The organism is Pseudomonas sp. GM24, assembly GCF_000282235.1.
GTDB lineage: Bacteria > Pseudomonadota > Gammaproteobacteria > Pseudomonadales > Pseudomonadaceae > Aquipseudomonas.
The window spans coordinates 17,697-35,565 of record NZ_AKJR01000084.1; the positions used below are offsets into that span (position 1 = coordinate 17,697).

A 17,869-nucleotide genomic window follows, 5' to 3' on the forward strand; every position below is an offset into this window, starting at 1 on the left:
TATGCCAGCAAATGTAGTGGTAATAGGCAGCCTGAACATGGATCTGGTGACCCGGGCACCGCGGCTGCCCGTCGGCGGTGAAACGCTGATCGGTCATTCGTTTGCCACGGTTTCTGGCGGCAAGGGTGCCAATCAGGCGGTGGCGGCGGCGCGTTTGGGTGCTCAGGTCGCGATGGTCGGTTGCGTTGGCAATGACGACTATGGCGTGCAATTACGCAACGCCTTGTTGGCCGAGCAGATCGATTGTCAGGCCGTCAGCACTGTCGATGATTCCAGTGGTGTGGCGTTGATCGTGGTCGATGACAACAGTCAGAACGCCATTGTCATTGTCGCCGGCGCCAATGGCGCCATGACGCCCGCAGTGATCGACCGTTTTGATGCGGTGCTGCAGGCCGCCGACGTGATCATCTGCCAGCTCGAAATTCCGGATGCGACAGTGGGGCATGCGCTCAAACGTGCGCGCGCGCTGGGTAAAGTTGTCATCCTTAATCCGGCGCCAGCCAGTCGTCCACTGCCGGCAGACTGGTTTGCCGCGATCGACTACCTGATCCCCAACGAGAGCGAAGCGACCGTGTTGAGCGGATTATCGGTGGACTCGCTGGAAAGCGCAGAAAGTGCCGCCAGCCAGTTGATCGCCATGGGGGCGGGCAAAGTCATCATTACGCTCGGTGCTCAAGGTTCGCTGTTTGCCGATGGCCAACGCTTTGAGCATTTCCCGGCACCGAAAGTGAAGGCTGTCGACACCACTGCCGCCGGAGACACATTTGTCGGTGGCTTTGCGGCGGCGCTGGCCAATGGCAGGTCCGAGGCCGAGGCGATTCGCTACGGACAGATTGCCGCCGCGCTGTCGGTAACCCGCGCCGGTGCGCAACCGTCAATTCCAACCCAGTCCGACGTACAGGCGTTTAAACCCGCATGAAAAAGACTCCTCTGCTCAACGTCGCATTGTCGCGGCTGATTGCTTCTCTGGGCCACGGCGACATGGTGGTCATTGGTGACGCCGGGTTGCCGGTGCCGCCTGGTGTCGAGCTGATTGATCTGGCGCTGACCCATGGCGTACCGGATTTCGTCAGCACCCTGAAAGTCGTGCTCAGCGAGATGCAGGTGGAAAGCCATGCACTGGCCAAGGAAATCTTCGACAAACAGCCGACCGCGTTGAATACGCTGGATGCGTTGAATGAAGAAGGTGCTCTCGGTCGTCGTGATCTGCTCAGTCACGAGCAATTCAAGGTTCTCAGCCGACAGGCTCGGGCGATTGTTCGTACAGGCGAATGCCAGCCGTACTGCAATATCGTGCTGGTCGCCGGAGTTACGTTCTGATTTTTCGATTCCACATGCACAAGGAATGCGCCATGCAACGCTATGCTCAGAAACTGCATCAATTCATCCGGAGCTTTCTGCTTTTGTCCGTAATCACTGCCACCGGCGCCCAGGCGGCGGAGAAAATCGACCTGATTATCGACACCGACCCGGGTGCCGATGATGTGGTTGCCTTGCTGTTCGCCCTGGCCTCGCCGGACGAGCTGAACATTCGCGCGCTGACCACCGTGGCCGGCAATGTGCGCCTCGACAAGACGTCGCGTAACGCACGACTCGCTCGCGAGTGGGCAGGGCGCGAAGATGTACCGGTTTATGCCGGTGCGCCGAAGCCGCTGATGCGCACCCCTATCTACGCCGAGAACATCCATGGCAAGGAAGGCCTGTCGGGTGTCACCGTGCACGAACCGAAAAAGGGTCTGGCTGAAGGTAATGCCGTCAACTATCTGATCGATACCCTGAAAAAAGCCAAGCCGCACAGCATCACCATCGCCATGCTCGGGCCGCAGACCAACCTGGCGCTGGCGCTGATCCAGGAGCCTGAAATCGTTCAGGGCATCAAGGAAGTGGTGATCATGGGCGGTGCGCACTTCAACGGAGGCAACATCACCCCAGTGGCCGAGTTCAACCTGTTTGCTGACCCGCAAGCGGCTGAAGTCGTGCTGAAAAGCGGCGTGAAACTGACTTACCTGCCGCTGGACGTGACCCACAAGATCCTCACCAGTGATGCACGCCTGAAACAAATCGCTGCACTGAACAACAACGCGAGCAAGATTGTCGGCGACATTCTCAACGAGTACATCAAAGGCGATATGGAACACTACGGTATTCCGGGTGGCCCGGTGCATGACGCGACCGTTGTGGCTTATCTGCTCAAGCCGGAACTGTTCACCGGTCGTTCGGTGAATGTTGTGGTGGATAGTCGTGAAGGGCCGACTTTTGGTCAGACCATCGTCGATTGGTACGACGGCCTGAAGGCACCCAAGAACGCCTTTTGGGTTGAAAATGGCGATGCTCAGGGTTTCTTTGACTTGCTGACCGAGCGTCTGAAGCGTCTGAAGTAAATCATTCGCCCGCAGGTGCCAGCCTGCGGGTTTTATCCCTTCTCTGCGTGTTTATGCGCGACCTGTTCGGTCGGGTAACGCTCGAAAATCTGCTTGATGAAGTGCTTGGCCGCTTCAGTGCCCAACTCCTTGACCAATAGATCGATACCAATCAGCGCAAGCTCCTCGGTGGTTCCCGGGCTGTAAGAGCTGTGTCCGTCTGTCCATTTGGCATTAATGGCGGCGTCGATGCTGATGGTGGTCATGAGAGCGCTCGAAAAGTCGGAAGATCATGGATTCGAGTTAACCATTTTGTCGGGCATTTGGCACTGCGACTTAGGCATGAACGGAGCGCTATGCGACACTTGGTATTTCAAGGCTTTCCAAGGACCGTTCTGTGCAGATCGATTTGAATACCCCTGACGGCCTCACGCTCGATGCGGTGCGCCAGTTGCTCGCTTCGGCCAGCGATGACGAACACACGCAACTGCGCGTGACCAAGGGCGGTATCGCTTACATTTCTTCCGGCGTTACCGGTGGGCAGGATATCGACGGTTTGCTGTTTCGCCTGGAAACCTGGGCCAAGGGTTCAGGGTATGTGGGCAATGTCGCGGCCAGTGATGAGGTGTGGGTGATGCAGATTTTCAACGCGCTGAAGGACAACTGGCCGAATCCGCCGTATGACTACATCGACGTCTACTGAGCGCCGTTAATATTCAGTCACGATTGATTGATGAATAGACGCATGCCGCTCAGGCACACTCGGCGTTTTTCCAATCGTGGGGCAGGGTGATGGCCTTGGCCGTGAAACCAAACGCCGGAATGGCGGTCGCACGATCTCAGCTTAACCATTTTGAAAACAAGGAGGCTTCATGCCTTTGAAGTTCGCGACACTGGGTGCACTTATGGCCGCCGCCATGTTGGCCGGTTGCAGCACGACCTCCAGCGAGTCGGCAAAGGAATCTGCGGCGACCGAAGCCGGTCACAGCCGCTGTGAAGCCACGGCGGCGGAGTTCGCCATTGGCAAGAAAGCTTCGCCAGAGCTGCTGGAGCAGGCGCGCAACAAAGCCGGGGCGCAGAATGCCCGCTTCCTCAAGCCGAATGACATGATCACGCTCGAGTACCGCTCGGATCGCTTGAATCTGAACACCGACAACAACCTGGTGATCACACGCGTCAACTGCGGCTGATCAGCGAAGGCTTTTGTTGCAGGCATAAAAAACCCCGTCACATGGACGGGGTTTTTTAGTGCGCGCAGAAATTACTCTGGGCGAACCTGTGCAGCTTGCATACCCTTTTGGCCTTTCTCAGCCACGAAAGAGACGGTCTGGCCTTCTTTCAGGCTTTTGAAACCGTCGGATTCGATAGCTTTGAAGTGTACGAACAGGTCGTCACCGCCACCTTGAGGAGTGATGAAGCCGAAGCCTTTTTCATCGTTGAACCACTTAACGGTGCCGGTTTGGCGATTAGACATGGTGTATCTCCAAGAAACATATATTTTTCAGTACTGTGCTGCTCAGGCCAACTGGGCACACCCGGGTATCATAGTCGAAATGTTCGCTTTGGTAGCCCCCCGGACGTGCTGTTTGCCAATCAGACGTGTTTTCTTTACTGCCTGATTCGGCTGAAAGCCCCGGTTTACAAGGCTTTTGGCAGAACGTAAAGACAATAAAAAAACCTGTAAAACCTGCATAAATCGTCTGAAAAGGCTCAAAATCAGCCCGTTTCAGGGGCGCTGAGCCGGGTCAGAAAGGTGTTTTGATCACTTTTTCGCCGGTGTATTTGCCTTGCATTTGGCAATTTGACCCAGTGCTTTTTGCTGCAGTTCTGGGGAGGCCTTATTGTCCATCAGCGCCTGAATGTCGGCGGCAGGATAGGACTTGATGGCATCAGCACCACAAGCACAGTGCGATTTGGCTGCAGCAGCGCCAATTTGCGGAGTTGCCGCTTGGGTGCACTGCTCCATGTACTTCTCACGCTCGCCCTTCGGCCAGTCGGCGTGGGCGCTCAGCGGTAGCAGCATAACGATAGGGGCGACGACGGCGAACAGGGTATTCAGACGCATGCGAGGATGCTCCTTGTGGGTCAATGTCTTGTTATCTGAGGGCTGAAGGGGCCATCAAGTTCATCACTCTGGCATAAAAACGGACGATTTGCCTTCTGGCAAAACAGAGGCATAAGTGACCGCTCATCTGTGCTAGCATGCCGGGCTCAAGCGTTCTCAGGCTCCGGCAGACCTTCAGTCCCGGCAGCGGTCAACGTACGTATATTTCGATTTGAATCCCAGTCACTCTGGTTCGGTTTTCCGGTTGGCCGCAAGGCTCCTGCCGCTGTAAGGCAGGCGTTCGTCATTGAATGGCCTGGATCGGATCTTGTACTGGCTCATCCCAACCCACGTGACCTTTGGTAGGGGTCACCACTAGGAGAGGAGGCGCCATGCCAACTATTACTCTTCCCGACGGCAGTCAACGTTCATTCGATCACCCGGTTTCCGTAGCCGAGGTCGCCGCATCCATTGGTGCCGGTCTGGCCAAAGCCACTCTGGCCGGCAAGGTCAATGGCCAACTGGTCGACGCCAGCGACATCATCAGCAGCGACGCGACCCTGCAAATCATCACGCCAAAGGATGAAGAGGGGCTGGAGATCATTCGTCACTCTTGCGCCCACCTGGTTGGCCACGCGGTCAAGCAGTTGTACCCGACTGCGAAGATGGTCATCGGGCCGGTCATCGACGAAGGCTTCTATTACGATATCGCCTTCGAGCGTCCTTTCACGCCGGACGACATGGCTGCTATCGAGCAGCGCATGCAGCAGCTGATCGAGAAAGATTACGACGTCATCAAGAAAGTCACTCCGCGTGCTGAAGTGATCGAAGTGTTCAAGGCCCGTGGCGAAGACTACAAGTTGCGCCTGGTCGAGGACATGCCGAACGAGCAGGCCATGGGCCTGTACTATCACGAAGAATACGTCGATATGTGCCGCGGTCCGCACGTGCCGAACACCCGCTTCCTGAAATCCTTCAAGCTGACCAAACTGTCCGGTGCCTACTGGCGCGGCGACGCCAAGAACGAGCAATTGCAGCGCGTTTACGGCACCGCTTGGGCAGACAAAAAGCAGCTGGCGGCTTACATCCAGCGCATTGAAGAAGCTGAAAAGCGCGATCACCGCAAGATCGGCAAGCGTCTGGGCCTGTTCCACACCCAGGAAGAATCCCCGGGCATGGTGTTCTGGCACCCGAACGGCTGGACTCTGTACCAGGTGCTCGAGCAATACATGCGCAAGATCCAGCGCGATAACGGCTACCTTGAAATCAAGACTCCTCAAGTCGTTGACCGCAGCCTGTGGGAGAAATCCGGGCACTGGGCCAACTACGCCGACAACATGTTCACCACCCAGTCGGAAAACCGCGACTACGCCATCAAGCCAATGAACTGCCCATGCCACGTGCAGGTGTTCAACCAAGGTCTGAAGAGCTACCGCGAACTGCCGATGCGTCTGGCCGAGTTCGGTGCTTGCCACCGCAACGAGCCGTCGGGTGCGCTGCACGGCATCATGCGCGTACGTGCGTTCACTCAGGACGACGCCCACATCTTCTGCACTGAAGAGCAGATGCAGGCCGAATCCGCAGCGTTCATCAAGCTGACCATGGATGTTTATCGTGACTTCGGCTTTACCGATGTCGAGATGAAACTGTCCACTCGTCCGGAAAAACGCGTCGGTTCCGACGAACTGTGGGATCGCGCTGAAGCCGCACTGGCTGCAGCCCTTGATTCTGCGGGCCTGCCGTACGATCTGCAGCCGGGTGAGGGTGCATTCTACGGTCCGAAGATCGAATTCTCGCTGAAAGACTGCCTCGGCCGCGTCTGGCAATGTGGTACTCTGCAGCTCGATTTTAACCTGCCTGTCCGTTTGGGCGCTGAATACGTCTCTGAAGACAACAGCCGCAAACACCCAGTGATGTTGCACCGTGCGATCCTCGGTTCCTTCGAGCGTTTCGTCGGGATTCTGATCGAGCACTACGAAGGTGCGTTCCCTGCCTGGCTCGCGCCAACGCAGGCGGTGATCATGAATATCACTGATAAACAGGCAGATTTTGTTGCAGAAGTTGAAAAAACTCTCAACGAAAGCGGATTTCGTGCCAAGTCCGACTTGAGAAATGAAAAGATCGGCTTTAAAATCCGCGAGCATACTTTGCTCAAGGTTCCCTATCTTTTGGTTATCGGAGATAAGGAAGTCGAGATGCAGACTGTCGCTGTGCGTACTCGTGAAGGTGCTGACCTGGGCTCGATGCCCGTCGCCCAGTTCGCTGAGTTTCTCGCGCAAGCGGTTTCCCGGCGTGGTCGCCCAGATTCGGAGTAATTATTATTAAGCGTGAAATGAGACAAGATAAACGAGCTGCACCGAAAGCCCCGATCAACGAGAATATCTCGGCACGCGAGGTTCGGTTAATTGGCGCTGATGGCGAGCAGATTGGCATCGTCTCGATTGATGAAGCGCTTCGTATTGCTGAAGAAGCAAAGCTTGATCTGGTGGAAATCTCCGCAGACGCAATCCCACCGGTTTGCCGTGTGATGGATTACGGCAAATCGATCTTCGAAAAGAAGAAGCAGGTTGCCGCGGCGAAGAAGAACCAGAAGCAGATTCAGGTAAAAGAAATCAAGTTTCGTCCAGGGACGGAGGAAGGGGATTACCAGGTAAAACTGCGCAACCTGGTACGTTTCCTGAGTGATGGGGACAGGGCCAAGGTATCCTTGCGATTCCGCGGCCGTGAGATGGCCCACCAGGAGCTGGGGATGGAACTCCTCAAGCGGGTTGAAGCTGACCTGCTCGAGTACGGTTCGGTCGAACAGCATCCTAAGATGGAAGGACGCCAGCTGATCATGGTCATCGCCCCGAAAAAGAAGAAGTAATCAACAGGGCACGGCAGGCCTTCTGATTATGTTTATCAACTGAATGCGGAGTATCCGAACATGCCAAAAATGAAAACCAAAAGTGGTGCTGCTAAGCGGTTTCTGAAAACTGCTAACGGTATCAAGCACAAGCACGCTTTCAAGAGCCACATCCTGACTAAAATGTCGACCAAGCGTAAGCGTCAACTGCGCGGTAGCAGCTTGCTGCATCCGTCTGACGTGGCAAAAGTCGAGCGCATGCTGCGCCTTCGTTAATTTTAGTCAAGAATAGAGGAAGTAACTCATGGCTCGTGTAAAGCGTGGCGTCATTGCCCGTAAGCGTCACAAAAAAATTCTGAAACTTGCTAAAGGCTACTACGGCGCACGCTCCCGCGTATTCCGTGTTGCCAAGCAAGCGGTAATCAAGGCAGGCCAATACGCCTACCGTGACCGTCGTCAGAAAAAACGTCAGTTCCGCGCTCTGTGGATCGCTCGTATCAACGCTGGTGCTCGTGTTAACGGTCTGTCCTACAGCCGTTTCATCGCTGGCCTGAAAAAAGCGTCCATCGAGATCGACCGTAAGGTTCTGGCTGATCTGGCAGTGAACGAAAAAGCGGTGTTTGCTGCGATTGTCGAGAAAGCTAAAGCCACCTTGGCTTAAGTACCCCCGACAATCACCCGGCCTCACTTCCGTGGGGCCAGGTGGTAAACGTCTTAAATAGGGGAAGAGCCTTCAAGCTCTTCCCCTATTTTGTATCTGGAGTCTGTACATGGAAAACCTGGATGCGCTGGTCTCTCAAGCACTAGAGGCTGTGCAAAGCGCTGAAGATATCAATGCCCTGGAGCAAATCCGGGTTCAATACCTTGGCAAAAAGGGTGAATTGACTCAGGTGATGAAGACCCTGGGGAATTTGCCGGCAGAAGAGCGTCCGCAAGTCGGTGCGCTGATCAACGTTGCCAAGGAACGTGTTACAGGCGTTCTCAATGCGCGCATGGCTCTGTTTGAAGAAGCCGAACTGGCTGCCAAACTGTCTGCCGAATCCATTGACGTGACGTTGCCGGGCCGTGGTCAGACCTCCGGTGGTCTGCATCCGGTGACCCGGACTCTGGAACGTGTTGAACAGTTCTTCACCCGCATCGGCTACGGCATTGCCGAAGGCCCTGAGGTCGAAGACGACTATCACAACTTTGAAGCGCTCAACATCCCAGGCCATCACCCGGCCCGGTCGATGCATGACACCTTCTATTTCAATGCCAACATGCTGCTGCGCACCCATACCTCGCCGGTACAGGTCCGCACCATGGAATCGAAGCAGCCGCCGATCCGCATCGTCTGCCCAGGCCGCGTGTATCGCAGTGACTCCGATATCACTCACTCGCCGATGTTCCACCAGGTCGAAGGCCTGCTGGTTGATCGCGACATCAATTTTGCCGATCTCAAAGGCACCATCGAAGAATTCCTGCGGGTGTTCTTCGAAAAAGAGCTGGCCGTACGTTTCCGTCCTTCGTACTTCCCGTTCACCGAACCATCCGCTGAAGTCGACATGGAATGCGTGATGTGCAGCGGTAAAGGCTGCCGTGTCTGCAAGCAAACCGGCTGGCTGGAAGTGATGGGCTGCGGCATGGTTCACCCCAACGTGCTGCGCATGTCCGGCATCGACCCGGAAGAGTTCTCCGGCTTTGCTTTCGGCATGGGCGTCGAGCGTCTGGCCATGCTCCGTTACGGCGTGAACGACTTGCGTCTGTTCTTCGACAACGACTTGCGGTTCCTCGCGCAATTTCGCTAGTCGTAACGAATTCTTAGGAGAGCAGGATGAAATTCAGTGAACAATGGCTGCGTGGCTGGGTTAGCCCGCAGGTAAATCGCGACGAGCTGGTTGCTCGTCTGTCGATGGCTGGTCTGGAGGTCGATAGCGTGACTCCGGCTGCCGGTGTTTTCAGCTGCGTGGTCGTGGGCGAGGTGCTGAGCACCGAGCAACACCCTGATGCCGACAAGTTGCGCGTGTGCCAGGTCAGCAATGGCGCGGAAACCTTCCAGGTCGTGTGCGGTGCGCCAAACGTGCGTCCGGGCCTGAAGATTCCGTTCGCCATGATTGGCGCTGAGCTGCCGGGCGACTTCAAGATCAAGAAAGCCAAACTGCGCGGCGTCGAGTCCAACGGCATGCTGTGCTCGCAAGCCGAGTTGCAGGTCGGTGAAGGCAACGACGGTCTGATGGAGCTGCCGGCTGATGCGCCGGTGGGCGAAGACTTCCGTGTGTATCTGAGTCTGGAAGACGCCAGCATCGAGGTCGACCTGACCCCGAACCGCGGCGACTGCCTGTCCCTGGCTGGTCTGGCTCGTGAAGTCGGCGCGCTGTACGACGCGCCGGTGACCCGTCCGGTGGTCATGGCCACTCCTGCCGTGCACGACGAAGTGCGTTCGGTAGAAGTGCTGGCGCCTGCCGCGTGCCCACGTTACCTGGGCCGCGTTATCCGCAACGTTGATCTGTCCAGACCGACGCCGCTGTGGATGGTTGAGCGTCTGCGTCGCGCTGACGTGCGCAGCATCGACGCTGCCGTCGACATCACCAATTACGTGATGCTCGAACTGGGTCAGCCGCTGCACGCCTTCGATCTTGCCGAAATCAATGGCGGCATCCGTGTGCGCATGGCGGAAGAGGGCGAGAAGCTGGTGCTGCTCGACGGTCAGGAAGTCAGCCTGCGTAGCGATACGCTGGTGATCGCTGACCACACTCGCGCGCTGGCGATTGCCGGTGTGATGGGTGGTGAGCACAGTGGTGTTTCCGCGACCACTCGCGACGTATTTCTGGAAAGTGCGTTCTTCGATCAGATCGCAGTGGCGGGCAAGGCCCGTTCCTATGGCCTGCACACCGATGCTTCGCACCGCTACGAGCGTGGCGTCGATTGGCAACTGGCCCGTGAAGCCATGGAGCGCGCCACTGGCCTGCTGCTGGAAATCACTGGCGGTGAAGCCGGCCCGATCATCGAGACCGTCAGTGCGCAGCATCTGCCGTCGATCGCGCCGATCACTCTGCGTTCCCAGCGCATCACTCAGATGCTCGGTATGGAAATGGATTCCGCCCAGGTTGAGCGTTTGCTCGGCGGCCTGGGTCTTGGCATTGCTGCCGACGGTGAAGGCCAGTGGCGAGTAGAAGTGCCAAGCCATCGCTTCGACATCAGCCTGGAAGTCGATCTGATCGAAGAGCTGGCCCGTCTGTACGGCTACAACCGTCTGCCGGTTCGTTACCCGCAAGCGCGCCTGGCGCCGCAAGCCAAGGCTGAAGCGCGTAGCGATCTGCCGGAACTGCGTCGTCTGTTGGTAGCGCGTGGTTATCAGGAAGCGATCACTTACAGCTTCATCGATCCGCGTCAGTTCGAGCTGTTCAACCCGGGCGTCGAGCCGCTGTTGCTGGCCAATCCGATCTCCAATGACATGGCCGCCATGCGTTCGTCGCTGTGGCCGGGTCTGGTCAAAGCGCTGCAGCACAACCTCAACCGCCAGCAAGATCGCGTGCGTCTGTTCGAAAGCGGTCTGCGCTTCGTTGGTCAGCTGGAAGGTCTGAAGCAAGAGCCGATGCTGTCCGGCGTGGTTTGCGGTAGCCGCCTGCCGGAAGGCTGGGCGCAAGGTCGCGACACTGTCGATTTCTTCGACGTCAAAGCTGACGTGGAGGCCGTACTGGGCTTTGCCGGTGCACTGGATTCGTTCACCTTCGCACCGGGCAAACACCCGGCGCTGCACCCGGGTCAAACCGCGCGCATCGAGCGCGAAGGGCGTGAAGTCGGCTTCATCGGTGCCATCCACCCGGAATTGTCGAAAGCCTTGGGTCTGGATCGTCCGGTCTTCGTTTTCGAACTGGTTCTGGCAGAAGTGGCACTCGGTAAAATGCCGAAATTCCATGAGTTGTCGCGCTTTCCTGAAGTGCGTCGTGACCTTGCACTGATTGCGCACAAAGACGTCGCGTCTGCAGCCGTACTGGACGTAATCCGTGAAAATGCAGGCGAATGGCTCACAGATCTCAGGCTGTTTGACGTGTATCAGGGTAAAGGTATTGATCCTGATAGAAAAAGCCTTGCAGTTGGCTTGACCTGGCAGCATCCATCGCGCACTCTTACTGACGATGAGGTGAATTCGACGACGCAAAATATCCTCACCTCGCTCGAACAAAGGTTGAACGCCACGTTAAGGAAGTGACGTATGGGGGCTTTGACGAAAGCTGAGATGGCGGAACGTCTGTATGAAGAGCTGGGCCTGAACAAGCGGGAAGCCAAGGAATTGGTAGAACTGTTTTTCGAGGAAATCAGGCACGCTCTTGAAGACAACGAGCAGGTCAAATTGTCCGGTTTCGGCAATTTCGACCTTCGGGACAAACGCCAGCGGCCTGGCCGCAACCCGAAAACGGGGGAAGAAATCCCGATCACGGCTCGCCGTGTGGTCACCTTTCGTCCAGGGCAGAAGTTGAAGGCCCGAGTTGAGGCTTATGCTGGAACCAAGTCATAACGACGAACTACCCGTCATCCCGGGCAAACGCTACTTCACCATCGGTGAAGTCAGCGAGCTGTGTGCCGTAAAGCCACACGTGCTGCGCTACTGGGAGCAGGAGTTTCCTCAACTCAACCCCGTCAAACGCCGCGGAAACCGCCGGTATTATCAGCGCCAGGACGTGCTGATGATCCGGCAGATCCGCGCGCTCCTTTACGATCAGGGTTTCACCATCGGCGGCGCACGCCTGCGTTTGTCCGGCGATGAAGCCAAAGACGACACGACCCAATACAAGCAGATGATTCGGCAAATGATTGCCGAATTGGAAGATGTACTGGTGGTTCTCAAGAAATAAAAAGCAGCGTTTGAATACTTCCAGTTTTCAAACGCTTGCGCTATATTCTTGAGCGTTCTTCGAGATGAAGAGCGAGTTGCAAGACCAGTCGGGGCGTAGCGCAGTCCGGTAGCGCACTAGCATGGGGTGCTAGGGGTCGAGTGTTCGAATCACTCCGTCCCGACCATATTTTTCAATGACTTAGCCCAATCTGAAAAGGTTGGGCTTTTTCATGCGTGGGGAATTTGCGGGGGCATCTCGTTTTCTCCTCAAGATGATCAGAGCCGGTCCTCGCGAACTGATTGACCTCGATGCGGACTCAGCCAAAGGCTGCGACGTCAGGTTGCGTGGGTCATGCGGTCGTATTCGCCACGACTGCACCAATGCATGCTCAGCGAGTAACCTCATCACCAACGCGGACATCCGCAGACTCATTGCGCTTCAGGCAGGCAAGATGTCGATGAAAGCCATTATTTCCGATGTCAGACGACATTACTTCCAGCGTGTCGCGTCTTTTGGGGGTAATCAAGTCTCTTGCTTTAACAACTTAACACTTTCGAAATAGCGCCATAGTGCTGATGTTGCTTTATAGCTCTGGTATATAGAAGTGTATAGGTCGTAAGTTTATTTGACGCCAAAAAATATCGAACTATAGTTTTTTTTGCTGCAGGCAGAATTCTATTCTTTGTTGATGAGGTGTTGCTAAATGGAAAGTAAAATTCATGCGAATAAAGGCTGGCAACGTATCGGGAAAATCCCTTCGGCAGGCAATCTTTATGCAGATGGTACATGGTGCTTCAATACTCGCGAGCGAGACGCCAGAACCTGTGATGCTAAAGGATATGGTGTAGGCAAGGGCAACTACTACATTATGAATATTGATAAGGGGGACAAGAAATATCCTTATAGCGGCGAGAAGGCAATAGTGGGGCAGGCAATATTCAGAGTCGGTGAGCATGGATCGCCAGAGGCGCTGGGTCTGCGAGGGGCGTTCAGCGGTGGTGAGGATGTGTGGATGATGATCAATGACACGTTTGACGGTCTTGATGACAATGACGGTTCCCTCCAACTTAGGTTTGTTTCTGCAGGAGGACGGACACTAACACCGACAAATTCTCTTGGTGATCCCATTGGTACTCAATATACAAAGGACAAGTTCACGAACTAAGAGTGGTTCTTGGCGTTTCTATTTGTGCGGGATTATGATGGTCTCATGTTTCGTTCGATTTTAATTTTGGTAGCTGTGCTGTCGGTGGGTTTTTCTGGTACTACAAATCAATAAAGGGTGGGGCTTGGGGCGAGCACAAACAGGAGGTGCCACTGAGCGACTATCAGAGTTACTCTGTCCCGGTCGTATAATTCATTTAAAAAGGCCAATGCATTCAGTATTGGCCTTTTCAGTACGTGTCCCTTTATGCGATGCCAGCGCGGCTAGCGTGTATTCATGGTGCCAGGCTCGCTAGTTGCAATGTTTGGAGCTCACCGCGAGACGGAAAAAGAACGGCTATTGTGCAGGCTTCTTCTTGATGTCATCCGAGTCACTCGAAGTCGCAGCGTCCTTTTCCGTTTCGTGCGATTGCGCGCCTGCGTTGCCGCCTGACGATTCCTCGCCTTTCTTGTTCGCCTTTTCTTCATTGGATTGTTTGCTGCCGGAATTGACTCCTGGCAGGGCGGTCGGCGGGGCAGCAGACCCAGCGTTAGTCTCCTCGGCAGCCAATGTGCAGGCAGGGCCAATGAGCAGCAGACTGGCGAGGGACAGGGCAGCAATATTCTTGTTCATTATCTGTACGCTCCACTGAGGGGTGTTCAGTTTGGAAGTGCTGAGAGGCGAAAGGTGCGGGCCACCGGACGAGTGGTGAGAAGGCAAATTGCTGGCCCCCGGACTATCGCTTCCCCGGCAAAATCGCCTTTTTTCAAAAGGTTAGGTTGGCTATATGCGGACGATTGTCATAACCGTTGCAACGCTTTCCCTGGCTGTCATCGCCTGTGGGGTTCAGGCGAAAGAGTTGAGCAAGAGTCATCGTTTTGCCTGTGTATGGGGTTCGGACATCGCCGCCGGCGCGCAGCAGTCGAAGCTTGCGGGGATTTCGCTGTATGGCGCGCGCAAACGCCTGCAGGTGCGCAAGTTCCAGCAGCCGTGGATGCGCATGACTGCGATGGGGATCACCGAGCAGACCTACGACAGTCCATCAAAGCTCAAACCCGCAGCGGTCAAGCAGACCTATTATGAACAATGCGTACGCCACGAACTGGCCCAGCGCTGAAGCAAAAAGCCCAACCTGAACCGGTTGGGCTTTTTCATGCCTGGCGAAAAGTTTGTCTCACTTTTCGCTCTCGCAATTGACCATCCACGATACGCCAAAACGATCCACCAGCATGCCGAAGCGCACCGCCCAGAAAGTCGCCTCCAGCGGCATATCGATGCGGCCGTCCTTGGCCAGAGCGTTAAACACCTGCTCAGCTTCAGCGATGCTGTCGACATTCAGCGAAATCGAGCAGCCGCTCATGCCTTGAGTCGGGCGGTCGGGTGTGGTGTCCGAGGCCATGATCATCTGATCACCCACTTTCAGACAGGTGTGGATGATCAGATTGTGGTGTTCTTTGGGCACATGTTCGGCGGCGGGTGTCTCGCCGAATGTCATCATCGCTTCGAGCTTTCCTTGCAAGGCTTGCTGGTAAAAGGTGAAGGCCTCGCGGCAGTCACCGTTGAAGATCAGGTACGGGTCGATTCTCATGTCTCTGCTCCCGGCAGTCAGGCGCGGAGCATGGCGGGTGTTCGCCGGGTTCCGCGTTAGGCGGTTAAAACATAGCAGAGCGTTGGACGCCGGAAAGGCCTGAGTCTTCCAGATGTTTTTGTTCTGAAAAGCGCTTCGACGATAACGCGGTCGTTGTGTGAAATTCAGTCCAAGCGCTGGAGTACCATGACGCACCACCATCACCTGCAGAGTCCAACGCCCCATGCCTGATCTATCACGCTTCACGTCCTTGTTCGATCAGGCGCAGCGCGCCTTGCGCCTGGTCTGGGGGACATCGCGTGGCTTGTTTCTGGGGCTGGTGCTGGCAACGTTGGTGGCCGGGCTGCTGCCGGCACTGGCGGCGTGGTTGGGGCAGCGAATTGTCGATGCCGTGGTCGCAGCGATGCAGCTGCACGCGCAACACGGCAGTGCGCCGCTGTGGCCGGTGTTGCGTTACGTTTTGTTGGAGGCCGGGGTGTTGGCGCTGTTGTCCGGCACGCAACGGGCGCTCTCGGTGCAGCAGTCGCTGTTGCGGGTGCAGTTAGGGCAGAAGGTCAATACGCTGATCCTGGAGAAAGCACAGACCCTGTCACTGGTGCAGTTCGAGAACTCCGAGTTCTACGACAAACTGGTGCGTGTGCGTCGCGAGGCTTCGACCCGGCCATTGGCGCTGGTCATGAAGTCGTTGGGCTTGATTCAAAACCTGATCATGCTGATCAGCTTTGGTGTGCTGCTGGTGCATTTCTCCCCTTGGGCGCTGGTGCTGCTGGTGGTCGGAGCATTGCCGGTGTTCTTTGCCGAGGCGCATTTTTCCGGTGACGCCTTTCGCCTGTTCACCCGCCGCGCGCCGGAGAGTCGGCAGCAGAATTACATCGAAACCTTGCTGTCCCACGAAACCTATATCAAAGAGGTCAAGCTGTTCGGTTTTGCACCACTGTTGCTGCAACGCTACCGCGACACGTTCGCCAGGTTGTATGCCGAAGATCGACGTCTGACGTTGCGGCGCGATGGCTGGGGTTTCGGCCTCGGTCTGCTCGGTACGGCGGCTTTTTACGTGGCCTATGCCTGGGTGGTGATCGATGCTGTGCATGGCCAGATCAGTCTTGGCCAGATGACCATGTATCTGGTGTTGTTCAAGCAAGGCCAAAGCGCGGTGAGCAGCAGCCTGAGTGCAATCAGCGGCCTGTACGAAGACGGCCTCTACCTGACCAGTCTTTATGAATATCTAGCCGAACCGGTTCAGGTCGATAGCGGCCACCTGACGGTCGGTGCCTGCCCGGGCGATGGGTTGCGTTTCGAAAACGTCGGTTTCCGTTATCCGGGTGCCAGTCGACCGGCACTGGAAAATATTGACCTGCAACTGGTGCCAGGCCAGAGCATGGCGTTGGTCGGAGAGAACGGTTCAGGCAAGACCACGCTGATCAAATTACTGACCCGGCTCTATCGTCCTGATCAAGGGCGCATCCTGCTCGATGGCAGTGATTTGCAGGATTGGCAGGAGACCGCGTTACGTCGACGTATTGGCGTGATTTTTCAGGACTACATCCGCTATCAGTTCAGCGTCGGAGAAAACATCGGCGTCGGCGATACCTTGGCGTTCAACGATTCGCAACGATGGAAAGAGGCGGCTGCCCAAGGGATGGCGGCGCCCTTTATCGAAGGACTGGACAAGGGGTATGCCACGCAATTGGGACGCTGGTTTGCCGGGGGCCAGGAATTGTCTGGCGGGCAGTGGCAGAAAATTGCCTTGTCCCGCGCGTACATGCGCCGTGAGGCCGACATTCTGATCCTCGATGAGCCGACTTCCGCCCTTGATCCGGCGGCCGAAGCGGCGGTGTTCGAGCATTTCAGCCAGCACAGCGAAGGGCGCATGACCTTGCTGATTTCCCATCGTTTTTCCAGCGTGCGCAATGCCGACCACATCATCGTCCTGCAACAAGGCCGGATTCTGGAGCAGGGTGGCCACGATCAACTGGTCGCCGCTGCGGGGCATTACGCGCAACTGTTCGATTTGCAGGCTCGCGGCTACCGCTAAGTGTCCCGCCCGCTGCGCACGGTCGCCGGTCCGGCCATCCGCGGCGCTGGTTTGCTCTGCATCAGGCTGTCGAGCGCCTTGCGATAATTCTGCCCGCCGAGCGCCATGCTGTTGTTGTGCGTCGCTCCTGGCACCAACAACAGGCGCTTGGGCTGTTGCGCGGCGTTGAACAGTTGCTCGCTGAAGCGCGGAGGAACGAAAGCATCAGCCAGACCGTGAACCACCAGCAGCGGCATGTGAATGTCGGCGATCTTGTCGATCGAATCGAATTTCTGCGACAGCAGCCAGCGCACCGGCAATGAAGTGTTGGCCACAGAGGCGGCGACATCTGCCAGCGTGGTAAACGTGGACTCGATCACCAGTCCGCGCACGGGTAGCGCGGAGTGATCGCGGGCGGCGGCCTGCCCAAGTTCCGCTGCCAGATCGATCGCCACGGCGCCGCCCAGGGAATGCCCGTAGATCAGGCGTTTGGCCGGATCCGGTTGCAGCAGTTTGAAGCGCTCCCACGCCACGCGTGCGTCTTCGTAGACACTGCTTTCCGATGGCAGATCACCGTGACTCTTGCCGAAACCGCGATAGTCGATGGCCAACACCGAATAACCCGCCGCGCGCAATTGTTCGATGCGAAACAACTGCCCGGTGAGGTTCCAGCGCACGCCATGCAGATAGAGAATGGCCGGCGCATTGGCCTTTTCCGCCGGCCACCACCAGGCATGAATGTTTTCCCCGGCCTTGAAACTCTTCGGTTGCAGGTCGAGTTCCTGCACGCTGCCGGGCAAGCCGCGATACCAACCGGCAGTGCCCGGTTCGATGCGAAACAGCAGTTTGCGTTCGGTGTGTTCGAGTACGGCACAACTGGTCGGCACGCCGATAATCAGCGCGGCCATGCAGGCAAACGCCAAACGGCGGCGTCGCAGACGCGTCATGAAGGACAGGAACATTAAACGTTTCACCCAGGCGCAGACAAAGAAGGCTTTTTACCAGATGCCTCGGTCTGCGCGTGAGTTTTTCGACCACCGCCCCGGCGCAACGATTA

Annotated in this window: 22 protein-coding genes and 1 tRNA gene; 17 read left to right on the plus strand and 6 right to left on the minus strand. The window is 56.5% G+C overall.

Annotated elements, in window-relative coordinates; genetic code table 11:
- The first annotated feature begins 1 nt into the window (after position 1).
- The 3 genes from rbsK to PMI23_RS12420 are packed head-to-tail and all read left to right on the plus strand — an operon-like array spanning position 2 to position 2,381.
- Positions 2–919 carry a ribokinase gene (gene rbsK, locus PMI23_RS12410; protein WP_007913480.1) on the plus strand — a complete coding sequence of 306 codons (918 nt, stop codon included), beginning with the start codon at positions 2–4 and terminating at the stop codon, positions 917–919.
- Positions 916–1,320, plus strand: a complete 405-nt coding sequence (gene rbsD / locus PMI23_RS12415; RefSeq protein WP_007913481.1) for a D-ribose pyranase — start codon at positions 916–918, stop codon at positions 1,318–1,320. The genes rbsK and rbsD overlap by 4 nt, the downstream gene beginning before the upstream one ends.
- 32 nt (positions 1,321–1,352) lie before the next feature.
- Complete coding sequence (locus PMI23_RS12420; RefSeq protein WP_007949847.1) at positions 1,353–2,381, plus strand: nucleoside hydrolase; 1,029 nt, start codon at positions 1,353–1,355, stop codon at positions 2,379–2,381.
- Between the two features lie 32 nt (positions 2,382–2,413).
- Here PMI23_RS12420 and PMI23_RS12425 read toward each other — a convergent pair whose 3' ends face one another.
- Positions 2,414–2,626, minus strand: coding sequence for a hypothetical protein (locus PMI23_RS12425; protein ID WP_007913484.1), 213 nt, complete (start codon positions 2,624–2,626; stop codon positions 2,414–2,416).
- 131 nt (positions 2,627–2,757) lie between these two features.
- On the opposite strand from PMI23_RS12425, the gene PMI23_RS12430 reads away from it, so the two are divergent.
- Positions 2,758–3,063: a hypothetical protein gene (locus PMI23_RS12430; RefSeq protein ID WP_007913485.1), complete on the plus strand. Its 306-nt coding sequence runs from the start codon at positions 2,758–2,760 to the stop codon at positions 3,061–3,063.
- Positions 3,064–3,232: 169 nt separating this feature from the next.
- Positions 3,233–3,550 (plus strand): I78 family peptidase inhibitor, encoded by a 318-nt coding sequence (locus PMI23_RS12435; RefSeq protein WP_007913486.1) that lies wholly within the window; start codon positions 3,233–3,235, stop codon positions 3,548–3,550.
- A 71-nt stretch (positions 3,551–3,621) separates the two neighbouring features.
- Here the strand turns inward: PMI23_RS12435 and PMI23_RS12440 are convergent, their stop codons facing one another.
- Both PMI23_RS12440 and PMI23_RS12445 read right to left on the minus strand, forming a co-directional pair.
- Complete coding sequence (locus tag PMI23_RS12440; protein WP_003179963.1) at positions 3,622–3,834, minus strand: cold-shock protein; 213 nt, start codon at positions 3,832–3,834, stop codon at positions 3,622–3,624.
- Between the two features lie 288 nt (positions 3,835–4,122).
- Positions 4,123–4,425: a hypothetical protein gene (locus tag PMI23_RS12445; protein WP_007913487.1), complete on the minus strand. Its 303-nt coding sequence runs from the start codon at positions 4,423–4,425 to the stop codon at positions 4,123–4,125.
- A gap of 371 nt (positions 4,426–4,796) precedes the next feature.
- Between PMI23_RS12445 and thrS the strand changes: the two genes are divergently transcribed.
- The 10 genes from thrS (at position 4,797) to PMI23_RS12495 (ending at position 13,231) form a co-directional block, all read left to right on the plus strand.
- Positions 4,797–6,719 carry a threonine--tRNA ligase gene (thrS, locus tag PMI23_RS12450; RefSeq protein ID WP_007913488.1) on the plus strand — a complete coding sequence of 641 codons (1,923 nt, stop codon included), beginning with the start codon at positions 4,797–4,799 and terminating at the stop codon, positions 6,717–6,719.
- Positions 6,719–7,270, plus strand: a complete 552-nt coding sequence (gene infC / locus PMI23_RS12455) for a translation initiation factor IF-3 (protein ID WP_171057393.1) — start codon at positions 6,719–6,721, stop codon at positions 7,268–7,270. The genes thrS and infC overlap by 1 nt, the downstream gene beginning before the upstream one ends.
- Positions 7,271–7,330: 60 nt before the next feature.
- Positions 7,331–7,525, plus strand: a complete 195-nt coding sequence (rpmI, locus tag PMI23_RS12460) for a 50S ribosomal protein L35 (protein WP_002553160.1) — start codon at positions 7,331–7,333, stop codon at positions 7,523–7,525.
- Between the two features lie 28 nt (positions 7,526–7,553).
- Positions 7,554–7,910 (plus strand): 50S ribosomal protein L20, encoded by a 357-nt coding sequence (gene rplT / locus PMI23_RS12465; protein WP_007913489.1) that lies wholly within the window; start codon positions 7,554–7,556, stop codon positions 7,908–7,910.
- Positions 7,911–8,019: 109 nt separating this feature from the next.
- Positions 8,020–9,036, plus strand: a complete 1,017-nt coding sequence (pheS, locus tag PMI23_RS12470) for a phenylalanine--tRNA ligase subunit alpha (protein WP_003226365.1) — start codon at positions 8,020–8,022, stop codon at positions 9,034–9,036.
- 26 nt (positions 9,037–9,062) lie between these two features.
- Positions 9,063–11,441 (plus strand): phenylalanine--tRNA ligase subunit beta, encoded by a 2,379-nt coding sequence (gene pheT / locus PMI23_RS12475; protein ID WP_007913490.1) that lies wholly within the window; start codon positions 9,063–9,065, stop codon positions 11,439–11,441.
- Positions 11,442–11,444: 3 nt separating this feature from the next.
- Entirely contained in the window at positions 11,445–11,747 is a 303-nt protein-coding gene (gene ihfA / locus PMI23_RS12480; protein WP_002553164.1) for an integration host factor subunit alpha, read from the plus strand.
- On the plus strand, positions 11,728–12,084 hold the full coding sequence (locus PMI23_RS12485; protein ID WP_003179985.1) for a MerR family transcriptional regulator: 357 nt from the start codon (positions 11,728–11,730) through the stop codon (positions 12,082–12,084). Before ihfA ends, PMI23_RS12485 begins: the two co-directional genes overlap by 20 nt.
- Before the next feature lie 89 nt (positions 12,085–12,173).
- Positions 12,174–12,250: transfer RNA gene (locus tag PMI23_RS12490), tRNA-Pro, on the plus strand.
- A 519-nt stretch (positions 12,251–12,769) separates the two neighbouring features.
- A complete protein-coding gene (locus PMI23_RS12495) occupies positions 12,770–13,231 on the plus strand; it encodes a hypothetical protein (RefSeq protein ID WP_007913491.1) in 462 nt (153 codons plus the stop codon).
- Between the two features lie 336 nt (positions 13,232–13,567).
- On the opposite strand, the gene PMI23_RS12500 is transcribed toward PMI23_RS12495, so the two are convergent.
- Positions 13,568–13,843: a hypothetical protein gene (locus tag PMI23_RS12500; protein WP_007913492.1), complete on the minus strand. Its 276-nt coding sequence runs from the start codon at positions 13,841–13,843 to the stop codon at positions 13,568–13,570.
- Positions 13,844–13,997: 154 nt separating this feature from the next.
- Between PMI23_RS12500 and PMI23_RS12505 the strand changes: the two genes are divergently transcribed.
- Positions 13,998–14,327 carry a hypothetical protein gene (locus PMI23_RS12505; protein ID WP_007913493.1) on the plus strand — a complete coding sequence of 110 codons (330 nt, stop codon included), beginning with the start codon at positions 13,998–14,000 and terminating at the stop codon, positions 14,325–14,327.
- A 57-nt stretch (positions 14,328–14,384) separates the two neighbouring features.
- Here PMI23_RS12505 and PMI23_RS12510 read toward each other — a convergent pair whose 3' ends face one another.
- Positions 14,385–14,798, minus strand: coding sequence for a VOC family protein (locus PMI23_RS12510; protein ID WP_007913495.1), 414 nt, complete (start codon positions 14,796–14,798; stop codon positions 14,385–14,387).
- A 223-nt stretch (positions 14,799–15,021) separates the two neighbouring features.
- Between PMI23_RS12510 and PMI23_RS12515 the strand changes: the two genes are divergently transcribed.
- Entirely contained in the window at positions 15,022–16,833 is a 1,812-nt protein-coding gene (locus tag PMI23_RS12515) for an ABC transporter ATP-binding protein (RefSeq protein ID WP_007913497.1), read from the plus strand.
- Here the strand turns inward: PMI23_RS12515 and PMI23_RS12520 are convergent.
- Positions 16,830–17,774 (minus strand): alpha/beta hydrolase, encoded by a 945-nt coding sequence (locus tag PMI23_RS12520; protein ID WP_007913502.1) that lies wholly within the window; start codon positions 17,772–17,774, stop codon positions 16,830–16,832. The two genes, PMI23_RS12515 and PMI23_RS12520, sit on opposite strands and share 4 nt — an antisense overlap.
- Positions 17,775–17,869: the final 95 nt, after the last annotated feature.